The following is a 23,301-nucleotide window of genomic DNA, read 5'->3' on the forward strand; positions in this document are numbered from 1 at the left end:
GTAGATATGAAAACATACATATTTCCGGGACAAGGATCACAATACGTCGGCATGGGCAAAAAGCTATTTGCTGAGTTTCCTACGTATACCGAGCAAGCAAGTGACTTACTGGGCTACTCAATTAGCGAGCTGTGCTTAGCAGATCCCAACAAGCAACTTAATCACACTCAATTTACTCAACCTGCGCTTTACACTGTCAGCGCCCTCGCCTTTTTACAGCAGCAGAAACAACAGGGTATAGCAGACTATTTAGCTGGTCACAGCTTAGGGGAGTACACAGCTCTGTTTGCCGCAGGTGCAATAAGTTTTGAGACCGGTTTAAAGCTGGTAAAAAAACGCGGTGAGCTAATGAGTAATGCGGCCTCAGGCGCTATGGCGGCGGTGCTCAATATTACTGAGTCTGAGTTAAAAAGCGTTTTACTAGACAACAACTTAGAGTCTATTGATATTGCTAATTTGAATGCGCCAGAGCAGATAGTGATATCCGGCCTTGCCGATGACATCACTCAAAGCCAACCCGGTATTGAACAACTAGGAGGCCGCTTTATCAAACTCAACACCAGTGGTGCTTTTCACTCTCGCTATATGGCCCCAGCTCAAGCTGAATTTGCTGACTTTATTCAAACCATCGAGTTTGCTCCCCTGCATACGCCAGTGATTGCTAATGTGACCGCAAAACCGTACCAAGCCGCAAACATCTCAAGACTTTTAATTGACCAAATTACCCAACCTGTACAGTGGACAAAAAGCATCGAATTTTTGCTCTCACAAGGTGATATGTGCTTTTTGGAACTTGGCCCAAAAAAGGTCCTGACCAAACTAGTACAAACCATTGAGCAAAACTTTGCCAAAATCCCAATACTCAGCACAGTAACGAACTCTCAGGTCAATCATGTAGTTGCCACACCGCAACAACAAGTAACACGCTGGAATAATACTTACCCAATTGGTACTGAGGTGATGGTAAAAGGCCAAACAACTCCGTGTAAAACACGCTCTCAAGCCACCTTACAGTTTGGTCACCGCCCTACAATTTATTTGCACGATTACAGCGGATACTTCCATTTAAATGACGTAAGTCCAGCAGTTATTAAGGCTCACATAGCGGCAACGGCTTAAAACAACATGAATAAATACACTGGCCTGAAAAAGGCCATCAACAGAATAAACATTAACAATACTTTTGGACCACAGCGATGAAATATTACATTGGCTTAGCAACCTCATTTCACGATCCTGCAATTGCGATCGTTAACGAAAAAGGCGAACTGATTTTCGCTGAAGACGCGGAACGCTTTTTAGGCTACAAGCGCGGCTTATACTGTCTACCAGACAACCCTTACTACATTGAGGAAGTGCTCAAAACCCACTGCGCTGACTGCACTGAGTTAGTGATTGCCAAAACATGGAGCAAGGGCCGCGAAAAAAGCACCAATATTTTAGAAAATGTGGTTTTAAGTATTTTAGAAACCTTCTCATTTAATATCGACGTCAACACTCGCGATATTAAAGATCAATTCTACTTTGCTCGCGCCTCTCAAGCTGCTGCGGGCAGAACCCTGTCACGCTTTTTTGAAGCAGGTTGCCGTAACTTTATTGTCGGCAACTACAGAACCAAAAAGCCTACCGATGTCCGCTATCACGATCACCATTTAACTCACGCAGCCAATGCGTGTTTTAACAGCCCGTACGACGATGCAGCCTGTATCGTCGTAGATGGCATGGGTGAAAAAAGCAGTATTGCCTATTACAGCTATAAAAATGGCCAAATAAAGCCAGCTCCTATCAAGGTAAAACGCTCTTTTAAAAGTCTTGGACTGTTTTACACCATTATCTGTGAAAACCTTGGTTTTGACCCGCTAAAGGGAGAAGAGTGGAAAGTAATGGGTCTTGCTCCGTATGGTAAAAAAGACCAAAAGGTCTATGACTTACTACGCTCATCACTGCAAGTTAAAAACGGTAACTTTGCGGTGCCTAAAAACCTCAACGCCATCATGAAAGAGATCAAAAGCATGGCAAGAGAGCCAGGTGAATCAGTTGAGCGCTATAAAGACTTTGCCTACACAGGCCAGCTGGTATTTGGCGAAATCTTCATGGATTTGATCAATGCAGCATATGACTATGCGCCATCTAAAAATCTCACAATTTCTGGTGGTTGTGCGCTGAATTCATCATTTATGGGCACAGCACTTGAGCGCTCTAAATTCGAAAATATTTTTGTGCCATCTGCGCCTGCTGACAACGGCAATGCCATTGGCGCTGCGTTTTTGAGCTATCAACAAGACAACCCAAACTGGCAGCCGAGTAAAACTGTACAGTCCCCATACACAGGCTCCACAGTCAAACAAGAGTCGCTGCAAAAACTGGCGCAGTACGGCCATCTAAAAGCCACAGATTATGGTGATGAAGTCTACAAGAAAACCGCTGAGTTTTTAGCCGAAGGTAAAATTATCGGTTGGGCACAGGGACGCGCAGAGTTTGGCCCTCGCTCTTTGGGTAACCGCTCAATCCTCGCAAATCCATGTTTGCCGGATATGAAAGACACCATCAACGCCCGGGTTAAGTTCAGAGAGGAATTCAGGCCTTTTGCACCTTCCATCTTGCATGAATACGGCGATGAGTACTTTGAAAACTACCAAGAATCTCCTTACATGGAACGTACCTTGGTGTTTAAAGAAGCTGTGCGGGACAAAGTCCCAGCTGTGGTGCACGTTGATAATACGGGTCGTTTGCAGTCAGTGAAAAAAGAATGGAACGAACCTTACTACAACTTGATCAGTAGCTTTAAAGAGATCACAGGCGTACCTGTGCTACTCAATACCAGCTTCAACATCATGGGTAAGCCCATTGTGCATTCTGTTGAAGACATGCTTGCGGTGTTCTTGATGTCAGGTATCGATGTGTTGGTGATCAATAACACCATCTACGAGAAAAACTAGCAACACGCGCCCTAAATCAACATTGATTTGGGGCGACCGCCAAGGTGGGCGGTCACTTTATAAGTTATACATCCGTTTTACTGAGACAAACCATGAAAAACAAACAAGATACTATGGCCAAAACGCAATTAAACGCTCAACAAGATATTGCTATTGTCGGAATATCGCTGCGCTTTCCCGGCGCAAGCAGCAAAGAGCAGTTTTGGCACAACTTAACAAATAAAGTAAGTAGTATCACAGAGATCCCAGCTGCGCGCTGGCGATGGCAAGATGACTTTGATCCAACCCCGAAAAAAGATGAACAAAAAATTGTCAGTAAATGGGGTGGATTCATTGATGATATTGACGGTTTTGATGCCGGATTTTTTGCCATTTCGCCTAAAGAAGCGCAAAGTATGGATCCACAACAACGCCTGAGCATGGAACTGGCGTGGCAATGTTTTGAAGATGCAGGTTTGTCTCCAAGCACCTTCAAAAACACTAAAACGGGTGTGTACTTAGGCTGCAGTAATACAGATTATCAAGAGCTTGCCACAGGCAATATTGACCCACATTTTTTAACGGGCATGTCTACTGGGGTATTTGCCAATCGCATCTCCCACTATTTTAATTTCCAAGGGCCTAGCGAGACCGTAGATACTGCCTGTTCATCGTCATTAGTTGCACTACATAAAGCCATGAACGACTTCAATGCGGGTGAAATCAACGCAGCTCTGGTCGGTGGCGTCAACTTGCTTATCACTAAAAGTCGCTATGTGTCATTCAGTAAGCTTGGTGTTTTATCGCCAAACGGACGCTGTAAAACCCTTGATGCCGACGCCGATGGTTATGTGCGTGGAGAAGGCGTCGGTATGGTACTTCTAATGCCATTAGAGCGCGCTTTAAAAGAAAACCTCACTGTTTATGGCGTAGTTAAGGGCAGTAGCGTTGGTCATTCCGGCCACACCAATACCCTCACCTCACCAAGTCCATTTTCTCAATCTAGAGTGATCCAAGAAGCCATAGACAATGCTGGAATTCATAGTGATGATTTATCATACATCGAACTGCATGGCACTGGCACTCGACTCGGCGATCCAATCGAGATTCAAGGATTAAAACGCGCTTTTCGTGCAACCAAATCTAAAAATGCCGCCAGTGACAACACCTGCTACCTCAGCACAGTAAAAACCAATATCGGTCATTTGGAATCAGCAGCGGGAATAGCAGGCATCATCAAGGTATTGTTGAGCCTTAAACATCAGCAAGTGCCACCGCTGCAAAACTTTGCGACCTTAAACCCGAAGATCTCCCTCGATAAGTCGCCATTTCAATTGGCCACTGACTGTGTGCCTCTTAACCAAGATACCCCGCTTGTTGGTATCTCGTCATTTGGCTTTGCTGGGGTCAATGCCCATGTCATTTTACAATCACCACCTAAAAGAGTGACTCATTCAATCAAGCTCAATGCCCCTGTTGCCATTGTGTTGTCGGCTAAAAAGTCACAAGATTTGCTTGAGCGCGCCAAACAGCTAAGTACTTTTATTACCGCACAAAACTTACAAAACAATGTGCTGACCGACTTGGCATATACCTTACAGGTCGGCCGTGAAAACATGACTCACCGCCTTGCCTTTACAGCTAATTCCATCGCTGAAGTGACCAAACAACTCAACCTATTTGTCGCAGGTAACGAGGCAAATTGGCAACAAGGTAAAGCAGACAAGGACAAAGCCAACACCTGTATTGAAGCAAACAATAAAAACCTCGCTGACATGCTGCGTCAATGGCTCACTGGTGTCGATGTCAATTGGACAACGCTTTACCAAAACGCTTTGCCAAATAGGCTTGCCCTACCCGGCTACCCATTTAACCCAAAGCCGTACTGGATTGAATCAAAAAAAGAAGAAACAAAAGCGACGCTGTTGCACCCGCTTGTGCATAAAGCACTGCCAGCTTTTGATGAGCTACTCTTTAGCTCAACTTTTAGTGGTGACGAGTTCTTTTTAGCTGACCACCAAATAAACGGTGAGCGAATATTACCCGGGGTCTGCACCTTAGAAATGGTCCATGCCGCAATCTCGCTGTCTCATGATTTAGATGAGTCGCACAGCATTCAAATAGAAAACGTCAAATGGCTGCGGCCGATCAACTTCACCTTAGCAACAAAAGAACAAAGAACCGTTTATCTATCACTTTGGGAAGCTGACAATACAATTCAATTTAAAGTGTGGCAAAAACACGATGGCACACAGCTAGTGTGTGCTTCTGGAGAGGTTTGCATCTCGCAGCAAGCTTTACCTAACGCCCAGTTTGAACAGACCACCCAATTTGATACTGAGTTTACCCCTTCAGATATCTACACAACGTTTAAAAACATGGGGATAGAATATGGCCCAAGCTTTCAGGGACTTCAGCAATTAAGCAAAAAAGGCACGACAATAACGGCCAAAGTCAGGGTGCCGGAATCTTGTTGTCAAGGTTTTAGCCTAACTCCCGCTTTAATGGATGCCGCGTTGCAGTCGCTACTTTTATTTGCTGAGCAACAAAACGCGGCACTGCCATTTGCCACAGAGCAAGTCAGTTATTACAACACCAATCCATTAAGCCAAGTCCAACACAATGAGATATGGGTAAAGGCCACGCAATTAAGCACAAACACAGACGGCACACAAAAGTGTGACCTAGATATTTTCGCCACAGATGGCAGTTTATTAGTTCGCATTAAAGGCTTTTCTACCCGAGATGTGCCTATGAGTGCTTTAAAACCGAGCCAACAAAACGCACAAAAACTACTAACGTTAACGCCATGCTGGCAAGCCATAACGCCTGTTCTTGCACAGTCAATTGGTACGCGCTCGCTCTACTTTGGTCCACAAGCATTAAAACCAGACTGGCTAGAAGCGTGCACTGACGCCTCTGTTGACCAGCTACTTTGGATTGCAAAAGAGGAATACGCCCAACCGCTAAGCTTGTTTAGGCAGTTGAAGCAACTACTTGCACAAGGGTTTGCCAACAAGCCGTTATCAATCACCTTAGTGACAGAAAATACTCAAGCAGTTTTTGACCAAAATGAACCAAGTACCTGCGAAGGAGCTGGCCTGATAGGCCTATTGCAAAGTGTTTCACAGGAATACCTAAACTGGACTGTGCGTATCATAGATGCAGAGCAGTTAGCCGCTATTCCTAGTGCATTCACAGCGCTACCTGCTGGCTTGTACGCGCATCGCGGCGCTCAATACTTTGCGTTTGAACTCGCCGAGCATACATATCTAGACCATGCGCCAAATACCAGCATGACCTACCAAGGCACTTATCTAGTCCTTGGCGGCGCAGGCGGTCTTGGTCAAGTGTGGAGTGAGTGGATGATAAAACACCACGATGTGCAGATTATTTGGCTTGGCCGCCGAGAAATAAACACAGACATTCAAAGCGATATCGACCGCCTAGCAAAACTTGGAAAAGCCCCTGTTTACATACAGTGTGATGCCGGTGATAAAACGGCGATGGAAAATGCATTTGCAGACATCACCCGCCAGTACGGCAACTTAAATGGTGTAGTGCATTCTATTTTACATCTGGAAGATCAAGCGCTGGCAAACATGGATGAAGCGCAGCTGCACCGCAGCTATCACGCCAAACAACAAACTGGTGAAGTGGCCCTTGAAGTATTTAGCCAAGCGGATTTAGATTTTTTCTTGTTCTTTTCTTCGATGCAATCGTTTTCTCCTGCTGCAGGGCAAAGTAATTATGCCGCTGGGTGTGCCTATTTGGATGCTTTAGCACGCACTTACCAACAAAAATGCCCGGTTAAAATCATCAACTGGGGCTATTGGGGCTCTGTAGGCGTGGTCCAAGATGAATATTACCAAAAGAAAATGCGCGCCATTGGCATTGGCTCAATAGAAGCAAAGCAAGGCATGCAAGCACTTGCAACATTTATGGACTCAAACCTAGTGCAAGCAGGCGTGTTGAAAATGACACAAGCCGCATCCACAGACGTCTTTAAGTTACAAAGTTTTAGCTCACAAGGCATGTCTTATTCGCTCGACCAACAAGATTCTCAGCATAAACTGCCAACGCAAGACAATAAAGCCGATGTCGATTTAAAGCAGCTTTGCAGCGCACTCAACAAAGCCGGTTGGCAGCCCCCCGAAAAGCGTGAAAAAGCACTCGCAGCACTACCTGATTATTTCAGTAAATGGTGGAGCGAAACTGCGCGTTATTTAGAAGCTGAGCAACTGCTACAAAACGGTTTTATCCAAGATGTTGAAGTTGAGCCAATATCAGGTCCCTCTACAAACTTGCTAGACAGCTGCTTAGCCAGTTTACCCGCCATTTTAAATGGTGATATTAAAGCCACAGATGCAGTTTTCCCCAATGCTTCCATGGCCTTAGTCGAAGCGGTTTATCAAAACAACCCTGTTGCTGACTATGCAAACGCAGTACTTATTGAGCAGCTTCAAGCATACCTTACACTGAGCAATGCAAAGTCAGTGCGTTTGTTAGAGATTGGCGCGGGTACTGGCGGTACGACTCGCTCTGTATTACCTGCTATTGCGAAATGGCAAATTGCAGAGTACGCCTATACCGATTTATCAAAAGCGTTCTTTAATCATGCCAAAGCTCAGTACCAAACTGATTACCCGTTTGTTGACACCAAATACCTCGACATCAGTAAACCACTTGCAGCTCAAAATATTGAGATAGGCAGCTATGATGTAGTGATTGCCACCAATGTGTTACATGCCACTGCGGATATAAAAAACACCCTGCAAAATGCCAAAGCCAGTTTGAAGCAGGGCGGCATTTTGCTCATTAACGAAGTGGTACAAAAATCCTTATTTACCCACCTCACATTCGGCTTATTGGAAGGATGGTGGCTAAGCCAAGATTCGCACATGCGTTTATCTGGCTCGCCTATGTTATCAATTGAGAGCTGGCAACAAGCGCTAAACGAATCAGGGTTCAATAATGTGTTTGCTGCGGCAGACTCCACAAGCCAACAGCAAGTATTTTGCGCTCAAAGCAACGGTTTTATTTTGCAAAAAAGCATGCCAAAGCGTGGGGGAAATACACAGAACAAAGACAGTGACAAAACAACAAAACTGCACAATATGACCAGCATGACAACAACGCAAAATCAGCAACAGGTGACAAATTCCAACGCAGATCTATCCGAACTTTCTGAGTTTGTTCAAAATGCGCTCTTTGACATTGCCAGCAACGCATTAGATATGGCGCCCAATGAATTAGATGCAGAGGAGTCGTTCGCCGACTACGGCGTAGATTCTATTTTAGCTATTCAAATGCTTGATGAAATAAATGCAAAGTTTGACCTAAACTTGCCTGCTACTTTGCTATTTGACTACCCATCAATTGAGACTCTCAGCGCCTATATCCTCACCGAACACAAAGATAAAGCCATAGCATCGCTCCCAGCTAAAAGCCCCGCTGAATCAAATGTATCAAGCCAAGCGGTTGAACAAACGACAAATACTAACAGCGTTCAAAGTTTACGTAAGCATCAAGCTCACACTAAAGTCTCGCAACCTGCGACTGATGAGGACAAATCTTTAGAGACCACAACCAATGGCGGTAAAATTGCCATTATTGGTATGAGCGGCCAATTCGGCGATGCAGATAACCTCGATGAATTTTGGGCAATGCTGGCTGAAAAAAGAACCTCAGTCAAAGCACAAACACGCTGGGATCTGACTGCGCTCAATGACAATCAGCAAAGCTGGAGCAAATACGCCAGTTTACTCAATGACATCAGCACCTTTGATGCGCCGTTTTTCTCCATCACGCCACAAGAAGCCATGTACATGGACCCGCAGCAAAGACTATTTTTGCAAGAGGCCTACAAGGCATTAGAAGACGCCAATATGGTCACTCAGGTTGCCGGGCAAAATGTTGGCGTATATTTGGGGTGCGCGCAAAGCGATTATGCAGGTTTGGCTGAAGACGATGCGCCGGCGCAAATTTTTTGGGGTAATGCAGGTTCTGTGATCCCCGCACGTGTTTCTTACTTCTTGAATTTAAAAGGCCCTGCCCTTGCCATAGACACTGCGTGTTCATCGTCTCTGGTTGCCATTCACAGTGCGTGTCAGGCATTGAACAACAATGAGATCAGTAGTGCGCTCGTTGGCGGAGTTGCGACCTTATGCACCCCCAAGTTCTCGCTTCATGCAGGTAAAGCAGGCATGCTTAGCCCGGATGGCACTTGCTACACCTTTGACGATCGCGCCAATGGCTTTGTGCCTGGGGAAGGCGCAGGCGTATTAGTACTGAAAAAACTGGAAGACGCTGAGCGTGATGGCAACCACATTTACGGCGTAATTTTGGGCTCTGCCACCAATCAAGATGGCACCACCAGTGGGATCACAGCGCCAAGCTCATTGTCACAAGAGCAACTACACCGCGATATTTATACCCGCTTTGATATTGCACCCGATTCAATTCAAATGATCGAAGCTCATGGCACAGGCACTAAGCTTGGCGACCCCATTGAGTTTCAAGCACTGACTCGCGCATTTAGAGCGCATACCAACAACACCGAGTTTTGTGCGTTGGGCTCAGTCAAAACCAACATCGGCCACTGCCTTACCGCTGCTGGTGTTGCTGGCGTGATCAAAGCGCTACTTGCTATGAAACACCGTACAATCCCTGCCTCACTGCACTTTGAACAAGGTAATAGCCATATTAACTGGCAAGGCACGCCGTTTTTTGTCAATCAAGAGGCCATTGCATGGCAGACCGACAATCAGCAAAAACGTCGCGCAGCAGTTAGCTCATTTGGCTTTAGTGGTACCAATGCCCATGTTGTATTGGAAGAATATCTACCTCAGCCCGCTCAGCAGCAAAGTGTATCTATGCGTCCTGTGATCATTGCGCTCAGTGCCAAAAGCACCGACGCACTTAAAGACAAAGCACTCGCATTGCAGTCATGGATAGTAGATAAAAATGTACAAGATAGCGCACTGGAAAGTTTAGCCTTCACGCTGCAATGTGCCCGTGAAGAAATGGACCACCGAGTGGCGTTTACAGCAAGCTCGCTTTCAGATGTAAGTACAGTATTGTCGCGCTTTTTAGACAAAGCGCGCGGTCAATATAAACAGGGAGAAGTCAAACAAGGTAAAGAGATCTTAAGTGCCTTAGATAGCAGCGACTTTGCCCGTTGGATAGAGCAAGGTGACTTAACCAAGTTACTTGCACTTTGGGTGGTTGGCGCTGACATTGACTGGCCGTTATTGTATGCAAACAAAACACCTGCGCTTTTACGCATGCCAACATATCCGTTTGCCAAAACATCCTTTTGGCTACCAAAACAAGGCGCAAGCTCAGCAAAGCCAAAACAAGGACCTAGCAAAGCAGAAACAGCTGCAAACGTTGCGCTAGATTTTAAGGTGCAAAGTACGCACGCTTTCGAGCCACAAGAGCAAGCCCAAAATGTATCCCGTACACCTTCTGAGCTGCTGCACTACACAGCCAATTGGGCTGATAAAGCGTTAACGTCTCAAGAGCCTGCCACTTATCATCGCAAAGTTGTCTTACTGGGCAGTGACTTACCTGAGATCTACTCGGTATCTAGTACTCGGTTAAACAGCTCTGAAAACCAAGTTCAAGATCAACTTGAAGCATACACCAATGATCTAATTAACTATTTTAAGCAACTTGAAGTACAGCAAGGCGCCACGACTCAAAAAACAGCCAATAAGCTGCTGGTACAAGTGGTACTCAAAGATCAAACACATTTACTGTCAGCACTAAACGGCGTACTTAAAACCGCAGCCATCGAATATACCAGCATCGAAACCCAGCTTATCGCTGTAGATGAAGCCCACAACCTTGAACACCTTGTTGAGGATGAAGCGAAAAAGCAGGATACCTGTATACGATACAAACAAGGTCAAAGGCAGGTATTAAACTTTGATTTACAAGCTTTTCAGCAAGTCGACACCACGACATTGCCTTGGAAAGAGGATGGCGTCTATGTGATCACTGGTGGTCTCGGTGAGCTCGGCCAAACCTTTGCTAAACAAATCATTCAACATACAGCAAGTGCACAGTTGGTATTAATTGGTCGCCGCGCTCACAGTGCAGCTATTCAATCTCAGCTCGATACCCTCAGCGCCGAGCAAAATAGGCTGAGTTATGTATCATTGGATATCTCAAACCGCAATGAAGTCACTGCGCTATTTGATAGCCTCAAAGCCAAACACGGCACCATTACTGGGGTCATACACAGTGCAGGCATAGTTAAAGACCAACTCATCAGCAATAAAACACCGCAACAAGTTGCCGACGTCTTTGCACCAAAAGTGGCTGGCGTGATTGCCCTAGATGAAGCGAGTAAGACATGTGACCTAGACTTTTTTGCCTGTTTCTCTTCCATTGCAGGCGTTTTTGGCAATATGGGACAGGCAGATTATGCCTGTGCCAACGCCTTTATGGACCGCTTTATAGCAAATCGCAAAACGCAGGTAGAACAAGGCACACGCAGTGGCTTAAGCCTATCCATCAACTGGCCGCTGTGGTCAGAAGGCGGCATGCTGGTTGACTCATTAACCACCTCTATTTTGCAATCTCAAGGCATAGAAGTGATGCCTAATGAAGTGGGAGTTGATGCCTTTTATCGCATCTTTACATTGCCACATATTCCCACCCAACACTGTTTTTTATATGGTGATACAAAGAAATTGACTGGCCTTTGGCAGCAATTCAATGCAACGCCAAAACATAGTTATACAATGCCACGGGGTTGTGGAAAAAGTCGCGCTCAGATCCGCGACTACGTTAAGTCCGTTATCACCGACATTACCAAAATAAACAGTCACGACTTAGATGATGAGGCCGATTTTAAAGACATGGGTTTTGACTCCATCATGTTGATGTCTGTGGTACACAAGTTAGAGACAGATGACTTTTTGGCAATAGACACATTGCCGCCAACACTGATGTTTGAAATTAGCACCATTGAAGCACTGTGTGATTATTTAGAAGCACATCAATCACCAAGTGAGTTAGATGAGCACGCAGCTCAAAATGCTCCGTCGTCAGCACCAAACTCCTTCACTGCTCCAATGCCGCTATCCAAGGCCCAGCAAGGTCTGTGGTTATTGCACAAACAAAACCCTCTGTTGAGCAACTATCACGTACCAATGGTGTTTGAAGTGAATAACTTGAATGTGCCTTGCATGCAAGAAGCGCTCAATTGGCTTACTCAAAAGCATCCGATTTTATCGGTTCAACTTTCTGAAGTAGAGGGGTTACCACAGCAGCAAGCAACAGGCCAAACACCTATATTGATGCAAAGCCAAACTCATGTCACATCAAAGTCAGCGTTGGTTAGTTTGATCCAGTCAGATATCAAGCAACCATTTACCTTGATGCAGACACATTCAACGCAAGCCCAGCTGTTATGGCGTGCAAAATACTGGCAAATGAATAACGAACTTAATGTCGTGGTGCTAGTTTTCCATCACTTGATCATCGACGGCGTCTCTGCAACCTTGTTGCTTGAGCAGTTATGGGGAGCTTACCATGCCCTTGTTGCCAATGAATCACTTGCGCAACCGTCTGAAGACAATGGGTTTTTCACCTACCTTGAATGGGAAAAGCAGCACCTAAATAGCGAACAAAGCGCGCCATTAAAGCACTACTGGCAAACACACCTGCAAGGAGTTGAGCCTGAGCTAACGCTTGCTGGCAAGCTGCCAGTTCAGAATCAAAAACAAGCTCAACGTATTGAGCTGCCGGTAAATAGCAACCACGTAAAGCGGATTCACCGTTATTGCAGCAGCAATAAAATAAACCCAGCCGCATTTTTCTTATCGGTATTTCAAACACTTTTAAGTGCCAACACTCGCCGTACAGATATCACCCTAGGCGTGCCAGTACTGCACCGCCCAACCAGTGAAATGGCCAATGCTGTAGGTTTGTTTGTCAATCAATTACCGTTGAGGGCCAAGCTGGATAAGGCACAGTCATTTGCACATCTTGCCGCTCAAAATCAGCGCCAGTTAGGTGAGCTAATAAAACACAGCAGTTATCCATTTTCCGAAATTGTTCGTGTGACTGACACTGAACGCACTATGCATCGCCACCCCATTTTCCAAATCGGCTTTGCTTATCATAACTTCTTGAAACCAGGTTGGATTGAGTCCAATCAAGCGCTGGTTGACGCCATTTGGAGCCAGTGTTTACAAGAGCCTGAATTGGACTTAAGCCTTGAGGTCACGCCGCTTTCGAACACCTTTAAGATTGCATTTAAATTTGATGCAGCAGCTTACCCTCATCATGTAGTCGATACATTTGCCAAAGACTATCTGACACTGCTTGATGATGTGATATTTGCAAACGACCCGATGCTAAGCAACTTGCCTGTATTTGCGAAGCTCAAATCAATACCTACCTCAGCAAACCACCCCTCTGAGAAAACTCTGGTAGATTTATTTGAAGCACAAGCAATGCAGCACCCTGAGCGCACTGCCGTCTGTTTTGGTATGCAGTCTATCAGCTACAGTCAGCTCAATGATAAGGCAAACCAGTTCGCCCACACTCTACTCAACCACCCGGAGTTTAGACATGGCGCTGAAAACCTGATTGCACTGTGTGCAAAGCCATCGATTGAACTTATTGTCGCTATACTCGGTATTTTGAAATCAGGTGCAGCCTATGTGCCGCTCGATGCCAATTCACCAAAGACGCGCATTAACCATATTTTACAAGACGCGAAACCAAGTATTTTGGTCCTTGGCGCTGATCTGCCTGACGCGGGGGTCAACCAGCACAATCAGGTGATCAACTTACAAACGGCCCTGACTGGAAATAAGCAAGTTGCCAATATCAATAGAGCCTCGCCGTCAAACCTCGCCTATATTATTTACACATCGGGCTCCACAGGTAAGCCAAAAGGCGTGTTGGTTGAGCATCACAACGTATCCAACTTGTTCAATAACTCTCAGTCTAAATTTGGCTTTACTGAGCAAGACACTTGGTGTTTATTCCACTCTTATGCGTTTGATTTTTCGGTGTGGGAAATTTGGGGCGCGCTACTGCACGGTGGCAGGCTGTTGATCCCCGATGAGCTTACTCGCAAAGAATCGGTGAGCTTTGCCAAATTTGTCATAGATAACCAAGTGACTATTTTGAACCAAACCCCATCGGCGTTTTACCCGTTGATGGATAGCTTATTGGCAAGCCCACACAATATGTTGCGCAAAGTGATATTTGGTGGTGAACCGTTAGATTTAAACAAACTGACACCTTGGTTTGAGCACGCGCAACCTCAGGCAGAGCTTGTCAACATGTACGGCATCACCGAAACTACGGTGCACGTGACTGAAATCACCATTGATGCCAACATGGTGTATGACACAGACGCACGCAGCATCATCGGCCGTCCACTCCCCGGCTACGATATTTTGCTACTCGATGCGCAATTAAATTCAGTCCAACATGGGCAAATAGGAGAGATTTTTGTCTCAGGCTGCGGCGTGACTCGAGGTTACCACAATCAAACCACCCTAACTGATGAGCGTTTTATTACACATAGTTCAGGTAAACGCCTTTACCGCTCAGGAGATCTAGCTCGTTTAAATGAATCAGGCCTGTTTGAATACATGGGTAGAGCCGACGACCAAGTCCAGATCCGCGGTCACCGTATTGAGCTTGGTGAAGTGCAATACGCGCTCAAATCACTTAGCTATATCACAGACGCGTACGTCATTGCTGCACAGAAGCAGCTTGGTCAAGTGTTGGTCGCCTATATCATTACACCAGATGCACCATCTACTGCAAAAATACGCTCAGATTTACTGACCAAGCTACCTGAATACATGGTGCCAGCTTATTTCGTATTAGTACCTCACTATCCACTAACTGCAAATGGTAAAATTGATAAACAAGCACTACTGACACAACTGCCTTTTAATCAAGCACCAAAGACGGCCTTGTTGAATACACAAAGTGCCGCCAGTATCAGTGAAACTCAGCCACAGTTTGCTAAGCCTTTGGCGCAGCCAGAGCTCAAATCAGCCGTGACGCAAATTTGGCAACAAGTACTTGAAGTCGATCATATCGCCTCTGACGTGCCATTTTTTGAAGCGGGGGGAGATTCGCTGCTGGCCAATGTACTGACCGCAAAATTTAAATCACAGTTAAATGTTGAATTTCCGCTGACGCAGATTTTTCAGTCCAGCACCATAGAGGCTATGACCGATTTTATTGCACAAGCTCAATCGGCAGATAACCCATCAAACTCTGCAATCATACGAGACAACGAGGTTTCCAGTAGCGCACAGAATCAAGATGTGGCATTGATAGGACTATCTTGCCAGTATCCAGACTCGCCTGATCACGCCACTTTTTGGCAAAATTTAGTCAACGAACAAGACTTACTCAAAAGGCTTAGCGAGTCTTCCGAGCAAGGTGACGTCACATGGCTAGACTCATGGGTAGAAGGCCAAGATCAGTTTGATCCAGAGTTTTTCAATATCTCTGAAAAGAATGCCAAAACCATGAGTTATTCACAGCGCCAGCTGTTAATGCACGCATGGAAAGCAATAGAAGATGCAGGCTACAGCGCTCAAACTATGCCAAATACCGGAGTTTATGTTTCATCTTCAGGTGCTGACAACCCAGACTTGGCTCTGCAAAACAAGTTTAAAGATGGTCAGTTTATTTTAAATGCACAAGACTATGTGGCTTCAACCATTAATCAACCAGGGACACTACCCACTACTATCTCGTATCACCTTGGTTTTACTGGTCCCAGCTTGTTTGTGCACTCCAACTGCTCATCGTCCATGTCTGCCATCGCGCTGGCATGCAGTGCGCTAAAGGCTGGTGAAATTGACTATGCAATTGTTGGCGCAGCTTGCTTATATCCGCAGCGTTATACCGGATATGAGTACGAAAAAGGGTTAAATTTTGCTGCTGATGCACGCTGTAAAGTGTTTGATGAAAAAGCCGACGGCATGATTGGCGGCAGCGGCGTCTCTGTCATTGTGTTAAAACGCGCCGATGATGCCATCAACGATTCAGACAACATCTATAGCTTGATCCGTGGTATTAAAATCAATAATGACGGCAAAGATAAAGCGGGCTTTTTCGCTCCTGGGACCAAAGGCCAGATGCAGGTTATCGAGCAAACGCTAAAAGCTGCCAAGGTGTCACCTGCATCAATCAGTTATGTTGAAGCTCACGGTACTGGCACTGCTCTTGGCGACCCTATCGAGTTTTCATCGTTACAGCAGGTGTACCAGCAGCACAGTAGTGACAAGCAGTTTTGTGGTCTAGGAGCCGTCAAGTCAAACCTTGGCCATACCGACACATTGGCTGGGTTAACTGGTTTAATTAAAACCTCGCTGGCGCTGTATCACAAAAAAATACCCGCCTCGTTGCATTACAACACTGCTAATCCGCACATCGACATGAACAGCTCACCATTTTATATCGTCGACCGTACAAAAGACTGGAATACACCGCTACTACCGAGGCGCGCGGCTGTCAGCTCATTTGGCATTGGTGGTACCAATGCCCATGCCGTGTTAGAAGAAGCGAACGAATTGTTCGACCATGAAATTGAAAGTCAGTTACAAAGCAAGTCTTGCATCATTGTTTTGTCTGCACAAAATGAAGAAGTCTTGACCAGGCAAGTAAGCCAATTGCGCGATTACCTAACTACAAATGAGTTATCTCAACAAGCACTGGTTAGAATGGCTTACACATTGCAAACTGGCCGCACAGTTATGCCTGTGCGTACAGGGTTTGTTGTCGTTTCAATTGATGAACTAAAGACAAAACTCACCCAGTATTTGAATGCACCAACACCGAGTCTTGCAGGCACAGTTCAAACGCATCCACTTAATTTGGCTTCAGCATTTAATCAAGGCGATTATCAGGGCATATTAGCCACTTGGTTGGCATCTGGCTTTGCTGACTGGGACTTCATCTACCAAGGCGCTAAGCTTAAAAAACTCAGCTTGCCCACCTACCCGTTTGCATTAAAAACGATTGCCCTTGGTAATGAAAATACTGTGCGAGCACCAAATTTAGACGGCGCAACGAAGTCTACAGGTGAAACTACGCTTAAAACCCCTGTTTGGATTGAAAAAGCCATAGCACATCAAGAACAAATATCACAACGCCACGACGAAGAACATCACCTAGTTTTTTGCGACTTTCCAGCACATGCGCAAGTCAGTGAGCTGCCTGATGCTCAAGTACACTCGTTACAATCTGAGCACTTTTCAATTGAGCAAAAAATCTCGGACTTTGGCATTCAGTTACTTCAACTTATTAAGGAAAAAGCAGCAACTAAGCAGCAAATAAAACTGCACTTAGTCATTGCCGACAATGGCTCTGGGGATACGCTAAGCAACTTATATACTTGCTTCCACGCACTCTTAAAAACCGCCAGCCTTGAATGCAAAACGCTGAAAACACAGCTAGTTGTGCTAGATGATGCGGCAATTCAAAACAACCTTGCTGCGATACTTAACGCGGAGCAAAGTGGTTTTGACGATAACTTTGTACGTTACACACAAGGTGTACGAGAAGTTTTAACGTATCAAACAATCGTACCTACTGAACCGCAGATGCCGTTCAAAACCGATGGCGTTTACCTTATAACTGGTGGGCTTGGTGGAGTTGGTCGCCATTTTATCAAAGCAATCAGTTCACAGCCTTTTAATAAAACCATCGTTATCACAGGTCGTAAACCCGATAATCACCCTGATGTGCAAAAGCAGTTAGCCCAACTAAAAGCCGCTAACACCCAATTGTATTACCACAGTGTGGACGTATCACACAAAATGAACGTACTGTTGATGGTGCGCGATATCCTTGCCAAGCATGGTAAGCTCAGTGGCGTCATCCACGCTGCTGGCATTGTTAAAGACACGCTGTTAAACAAAAAAGACCGGGCAAGCTTTGCTCAAGTGCTTGCCCCAAAAGTGGAAGGTGTGGTGGCGTTGGACGAAGCCACCCAAGAGCTCGCATTGGACTTTTTCGTTTGCTTTGCCGGGCTGAGTGGCGTTAATGGAGCCCTCACGCAAATAGACTATGCCACTGCCAATGCCTTTTTAGACAGCTACATGCATCATCGCAGCGCACTACAAAAACGTGGAGAACGACAAGGGTTAAGCGTTAGTATCGACTGGCCATATTGGCAAGATGGTGGCATGAAGATCAACCCTGATTTTGCAGATATACTCGCCCAAACCAGCTTCGCACCTATGCCAACAAAAATGGGCATTGAGGCGTTTTATCACGCGCTTAAAAACCCACAAACATTAATTGAGTTTGCAAATGATGCGCTACCTGACACCACGCAAAGCACACGAGAGACCCGTCAGTTCGACAGTATTGATGCACTAACCGATGAGCTAAAAACAGGTCTTGCCGAGCTCGCAGCTAACATTCTAGGTGTTAATACCAAAGAGCTTGACCCTGACACAGATCTTGGCGACTTTGGTGCAGACTCTATAGCCTTTATCACCTTTATCAATCAAGTTAACGCCAAGTACCAACTGGAGCTGTCACCTAGCGTGCTGTTTATGCACTCCACACTCAACAGCATATTGGGGCATATATTAGATGAGCACAGTGACAAGCTAGTTAATAACACTTGCCAAAACTCACAGCTCAAACTTGAACAAGCCTCTTGCCAGTCTGATGAAAGCGAAGATCCCGTCGCGATCATTGGGATCAGCGCGCAATTCCCACAAGCTGACAACATCGAACAATTTTGGCAAAACCTTGCCAATCAAACGGACTGTGTCACCGAGTTTGATTGGTCAGAAACCAATTGTGATACCCGTTCACAGCAACCTCTACCAACTGACATTAACTGGCTTGGTCGCCTTGAACGTAATCAAAGTTTTGACCCGTTGTTTTTCAATATAGCGCCCGCAGAGAGCGAGCGTATTAAGCTGCAAGAAAGCTTATTGATGTCCCATGTTTGGCAGTGTATTGAAGACGCAGGTTACGACCCTAAATCACTGGCGGGCACCAATACTGGGTTATTCATTGGCTGTCAGGCGGGATACCATGAAGGGTTAATCACCTCCTCTGCTTATGCGCCAAACCGGATGAGTTACTTCTTAGACTTACACGGTCCAAGTGAAGGCGTCGATACAACTTGCTCATCGTCCTTAGTTGCCATACACAAAGCTGTGCAAGCAATTCAAAATGGTGAGTGTGACCAAGCAATTGTTGGGGGGGTGAATGTCATCGAATCGCCAAGCGCATCAATTGCCATGCATGACATTGGCGCGCTGTCACCAACGGGCCGCTGCCGTACTTTTTCGGCAAATGCCGATGGGATTGTTCGTGGCGAAGGTGTTGGCATGATCTTCATTAAAAGACTCACGCAGTCGGAGCAAGATAAAGATCATATATATGGGACAATCTTAGGCTCCGCAATCAATCATGGTGGTAAGTCTCAGGGCTTTACAGTACCAAATGCAAAGGCGCAAACACGCTTGTTAGACAAAGCTTGGCAAGATGCAGGCATTGACCCAGGTACGCTGAGTTACGTTGAATGTCATGGCACGGGAACCTCTCTTGGTGATCCGGTGGAGCTAGATGCACTTAAAGCCGCTTATAAAAAAGTGAGTATGACAACAAACAGTGTGCAAGGCTGTGCGCTCGGTTCTGTGAAAAGTAACATTGGCCACCTTGAAATAGCCGCAGGCATTGCCGGGGTAATTAAAGTGTTACTGCAGCTGAAGCACCAAACCCTTGTACCGTCATTGCATGTGGACGAATTGAACCCCTACTTGGGGCTCGATAACTCGCCATTTAAAGTGCAAACAGCACTCACTCCCTGGCAAAGTGAGCAACCGCGCCGCGCCGGTGTGAGCTCTTTTGGCATAAGTGGCGTGAACGCCCATATCGTGCTCGAAGAGTACACAGCTAAGCCTGCACTCAATGCAAACGCATCGCCTAATGAGACAGCCATTGTACTTTCTGCGGTCAGTCAACCTGCGCTAGTAGCAAAGACAGAGGCGCTTAATGCGTACCTAGATCGACATTCCAATGTGTCTTTGGAGTCACTTGCATACACACTACAAGTGGGTAGAACGGCTCATAAATACCGCACAGGTTGGGTTGTGTCCTCTATCGAGTCTTTAAAACAAAAGCTGGAGCACACACTTGCAAACGACACTCTGGAGATCAAAAAAGTACCAACTGCACAAGTACCAGTTATTGAAGATAAGGATGCCATAAACCTCAAGCAAAACCCCAGTGCGCTATTGCGCTTTTGGCTTCAAGGCCACGCTATAAATTGGCCTGTACTTTATCAAGCCGCGGTGCAAAAAATCAGTCTGCCAACAACGCCGTTCGTAACAACTGAAAAGCCTTCTGCGCCTTGGCTACTACTTGAGAATCAATGGCAACCTGCACCTTTGGCCTGCCCATCAGATTGGCGCGCTCAGTTAACCCCACTGCTCGCTGGTAAAAATGTGCTGATCGTCGCAAAAGACCAGCAAAGCGCTGCGCCACTGCAAGAAAAGCTCGCTGATTTCGATGTTAAAACAGTGAACTACGGTGCACTGAGCACATTGACACTTAGCCAAGATACCTTGCCGGACTTAGTCTTTTTTATCGCTGAACCAACTGATATAAAAACAGCGCAGGTAAAACCCCTGTATGAGTTTATGCAAGCCATCTCAAAGCTTGATAAACACACAATGCAGCTGTTTTATGCACTGCCTGAGTGTTTGGCAAATGCCCACTGTGAAGATATGAGCGCGCTACTGAGAAGCTACACCATGCGCAGCCCAGCACATGTGTGGAGCCTAGTTGAATTTACCGTAGAGGATAATAATTGGGCTGATAAATTGCTGCAGGAGGTCGTTTGTCCAAGTTTAAGCGGCGACACCACTCAGCCAAATCAAGTGAAATACCAAAACCAAACTCGATTTGCATTGGCGCTGAACAAAGCTTCGATACCTTCAAACGCGCCAATGCTAAGCACTCACAGCTTCAAGCAAAATGGGGTGTATTTAATTGCAGGCGCACTTGGAGAACTTGGCATGGCACTGAGCAAGCAGTTATCAACTGAGTTTAATGCCACACTTATCCTAATCGGCAGGCGCAGTGAACAGGAGTGTGCAGAAGCGTTAAAGCAACTCAAAACACATAATCAAGGGCAAATACACTACTTCAGCGCTGATGTTTCTTGCGAGCAAGACCTTTTGACGGTTAAGCAGTTTATTGATGCACAAGGTATTTCGCTAAATGGTGTTATGCACTTAGGCACCGCTTTTTCACAGGATGAAACTTGCTGGGCCGACTTTGAACAAGCCATGCAGGTGAAAGTCCGAGGTTCAATAAACCTAGATAAAACATTCGCCGAGTCAAAACTAGATATGTTTGTGATGTTCTCATCTATGGCCGTATTCGGTAGCTTAAATCATTTGTCTTACTCATATGGCAATGGTTTTCAAAATACCTTTGCACATGCCCGTCAACAGCTGGTGAATACAGGCCAAAGACAAGGTAAAACGCTGGCCATTAATTGGGGCTACTGGCACTCAATTGATCCGGTAAAAAGCATCGAAAATCGTTTTGCCGAGAAAAAAGGCTACCAACTGATTAACATGCCCGACGCTTTTATGTTGATGCAGAGTTTACTTAGCACCGAAGTGACAAATATAGGCGCCTTGCTAAGCTCAGTTCCAGAAAAAATTTATCACAACACTGCCCGCTTAATGACTCGAAAAGCGGTGTTTACTCAGATGACTACAAACACAACAGAAACTCAAATTGAAGTCGTAAAAACATCAGACATACGGGCTGTTGTGATCCAAATCGTCAGTAACGTGATTGGCGTCTCTGCCGATGATCTTGACCTAGATTGCGACCTGTACGACTATGGGTTTGACTCCATTTCTTTGCTAAAAACGTTTCAACAATTAAAAGAAACCCTTAACATCGAATTGCAAGCAGATGCGTTTAAAAACATGAACACCATCGCCGCATTCATCGATGACATTGAACAGCTCTATATCGCAGAGAGTACTGGCAAAGAAAGTGAAGAAAAACCGCAAAAACCTGACTTTATTTTGGATGCTGGCTTTACCCCAATAGACGACACTCCTTCATTAGAAAAGGCCTATGACGGCGCGGTTAAATCAGTATTACTTACCGGCGCAACGGGTTTTTTAGGTAGTCATATCTTGCAGCAGTTACTGGATGAAACAGACGCCACCATCTACTGTATCGTGCGTGCTAGTAACCTAGAACAGGCAAAGCAACGTATTGTGCACTCAGCCCAAAGCTACCGGCTTACACCGAACATGAAGCGCATCGTGCCTATGATCGGCGACATGGAAAAACCACAACTCGGGTTGTCTGACAAAAACTGGCAAACTTTATGCTCTCAGGTACAGCACATCGTCCACACGGCGTCTTATGTCAATCATATTCAGCCTTACTTTGCATTCAAAAAGTCGGTGGCAGGCACCAATCAGCTGTTAAAAATGGCAACCACGCTATCACTTAAAATGCTCCACTTTGTGTCGAGTACGACTGCCAGCACACAGGTAAAAAACTCCCACTTTTCTGTCAACCCAGTAGAGGACTTTATTGACATTAAAGATGCTGAGCTTATCTGTAGCGGTTACGGTCAATCTAAGTGGGTGCAAGAAGAGAATATCCGTCAAGCCTCAGAGCATGGCGTCCCATACACAGTTTACCGCTTTGCTCAAATTTCGGGGTCATCACAAACGGGGATTGGTAACACTGATGATATTTTCCACCGTATTCTAAAAATGATGATGCGCACCCCTATACAGCCCACTGACGTACCGTATTTGCTGGATATCATTCCGGTTGATAAAGCCGCGGCCGCAATTGTGCTAGGAATGGGTGATAAGCAAAAGCGCAATAAGGTGTTTCATGTAGCAAACAACACCCCGCTGCCAGTAAGTCAGTTTTACGACTTGGCCAAAGCGCACAACCTGAAGTTTGAACAAGGTGAAAAACATGACTTCATTGCTTCGTGCAAACACTATATTGAACATGCAACGGAGGGGAATACCCAAGTCATTATGAACGGATTACTCACTCAGCGCCCTGGTTATGATGAGTACTTATTCGAAACCTATCTGATGCCAATGTCGCCGTATGACAAAGACAACTATTTATCTCTAGTAGAAAAATACCAGATTGGATTTGGTGAATGGGAAACTCTGTTTAACACCTATTTTAAACAGTGGCGACAAGACCCGCATTATCAAATAATTTGGCCAGATCAAGCATCGCAATCAAACTAAAGCCAAAGCTCAAAGCTGCTGTTTTTCTGTATAGCTTTGAGCTTTTGCCATAAATCAGCTAACGTGTTTTAAAACAACGCATCGATACA

General features: G+C 45.6%; 3 protein-coding genes. All 3 read left to right on the forward strand.

Translation table 11 applies throughout. From position 1 onward, the window contains the following. Positions 1–6 precede the first annotated feature (6 nt). The 3 genes from fabD to MHN81_RS15065 all read left to right on the forward strand — a co-directional run bounded on the left by fabD (position 7) and on the right by MHN81_RS15065 (position 23,212). The gene (gene fabD, locus MHN81_RS15055) at positions 7–1,119 is read left to right on the forward strand and encodes an ACP S-malonyltransferase (RefSeq protein WP_239426126.1); all 1,113 of its coding nucleotides are present in this window, start codon (positions 7–9) and stop codon (positions 1,117–1,119) included. A gap of 77 nt (positions 1,120–1,196) precedes the next feature. Then, complete coding sequence (locus tag MHN81_RS15060; protein ID WP_239426127.1) at positions 1,197–2,939, forward strand: carbamoyltransferase C-terminal domain-containing protein; 1,743 nt, start codon at positions 1,197–1,199, stop codon at positions 2,937–2,939. A 92-nt stretch (positions 2,940–3,031) separates the two neighbouring features. After that, entirely contained in the window at positions 3,032–23,212 is a 20,181-nt protein-coding gene (locus MHN81_RS15065) for a non-ribosomal peptide synthetase (protein WP_239426128.1), read from the forward strand. Positions 23,213–23,301 lie beyond the last annotated feature (89 nt).

Origin of the sequence: Pseudoalteromonas sp. Of7M-16 (assembly GCF_022347805.1) — a bacterium.
GTDB lineage: Bacteria > Pseudomonadota > Gammaproteobacteria > Enterobacterales > Alteromonadaceae > Pseudoalteromonas > Pseudoalteromonas luteoviolacea_F.

Coding starts and splice junctions, on each gene's coding strand:
- MHN81_RS15060 (WP_239426127.1), top strand. CDS start 1,197: ATGAAATATTACATTGGCTTAGCAACCTCATTTCACGATCCTGCAATT.
- fabD (WP_239426126.1), top strand. CDS start 7: ATGAAAACATACATATTTCCGGGACAAGGATCACAATACGTCGGCATG.
- MHN81_RS15065 (WP_239426128.1), top strand. CDS start 3,032: ATGAAAAACAAACAAGATACTATGGCCAAAACGCAATTAAACGCTCAA.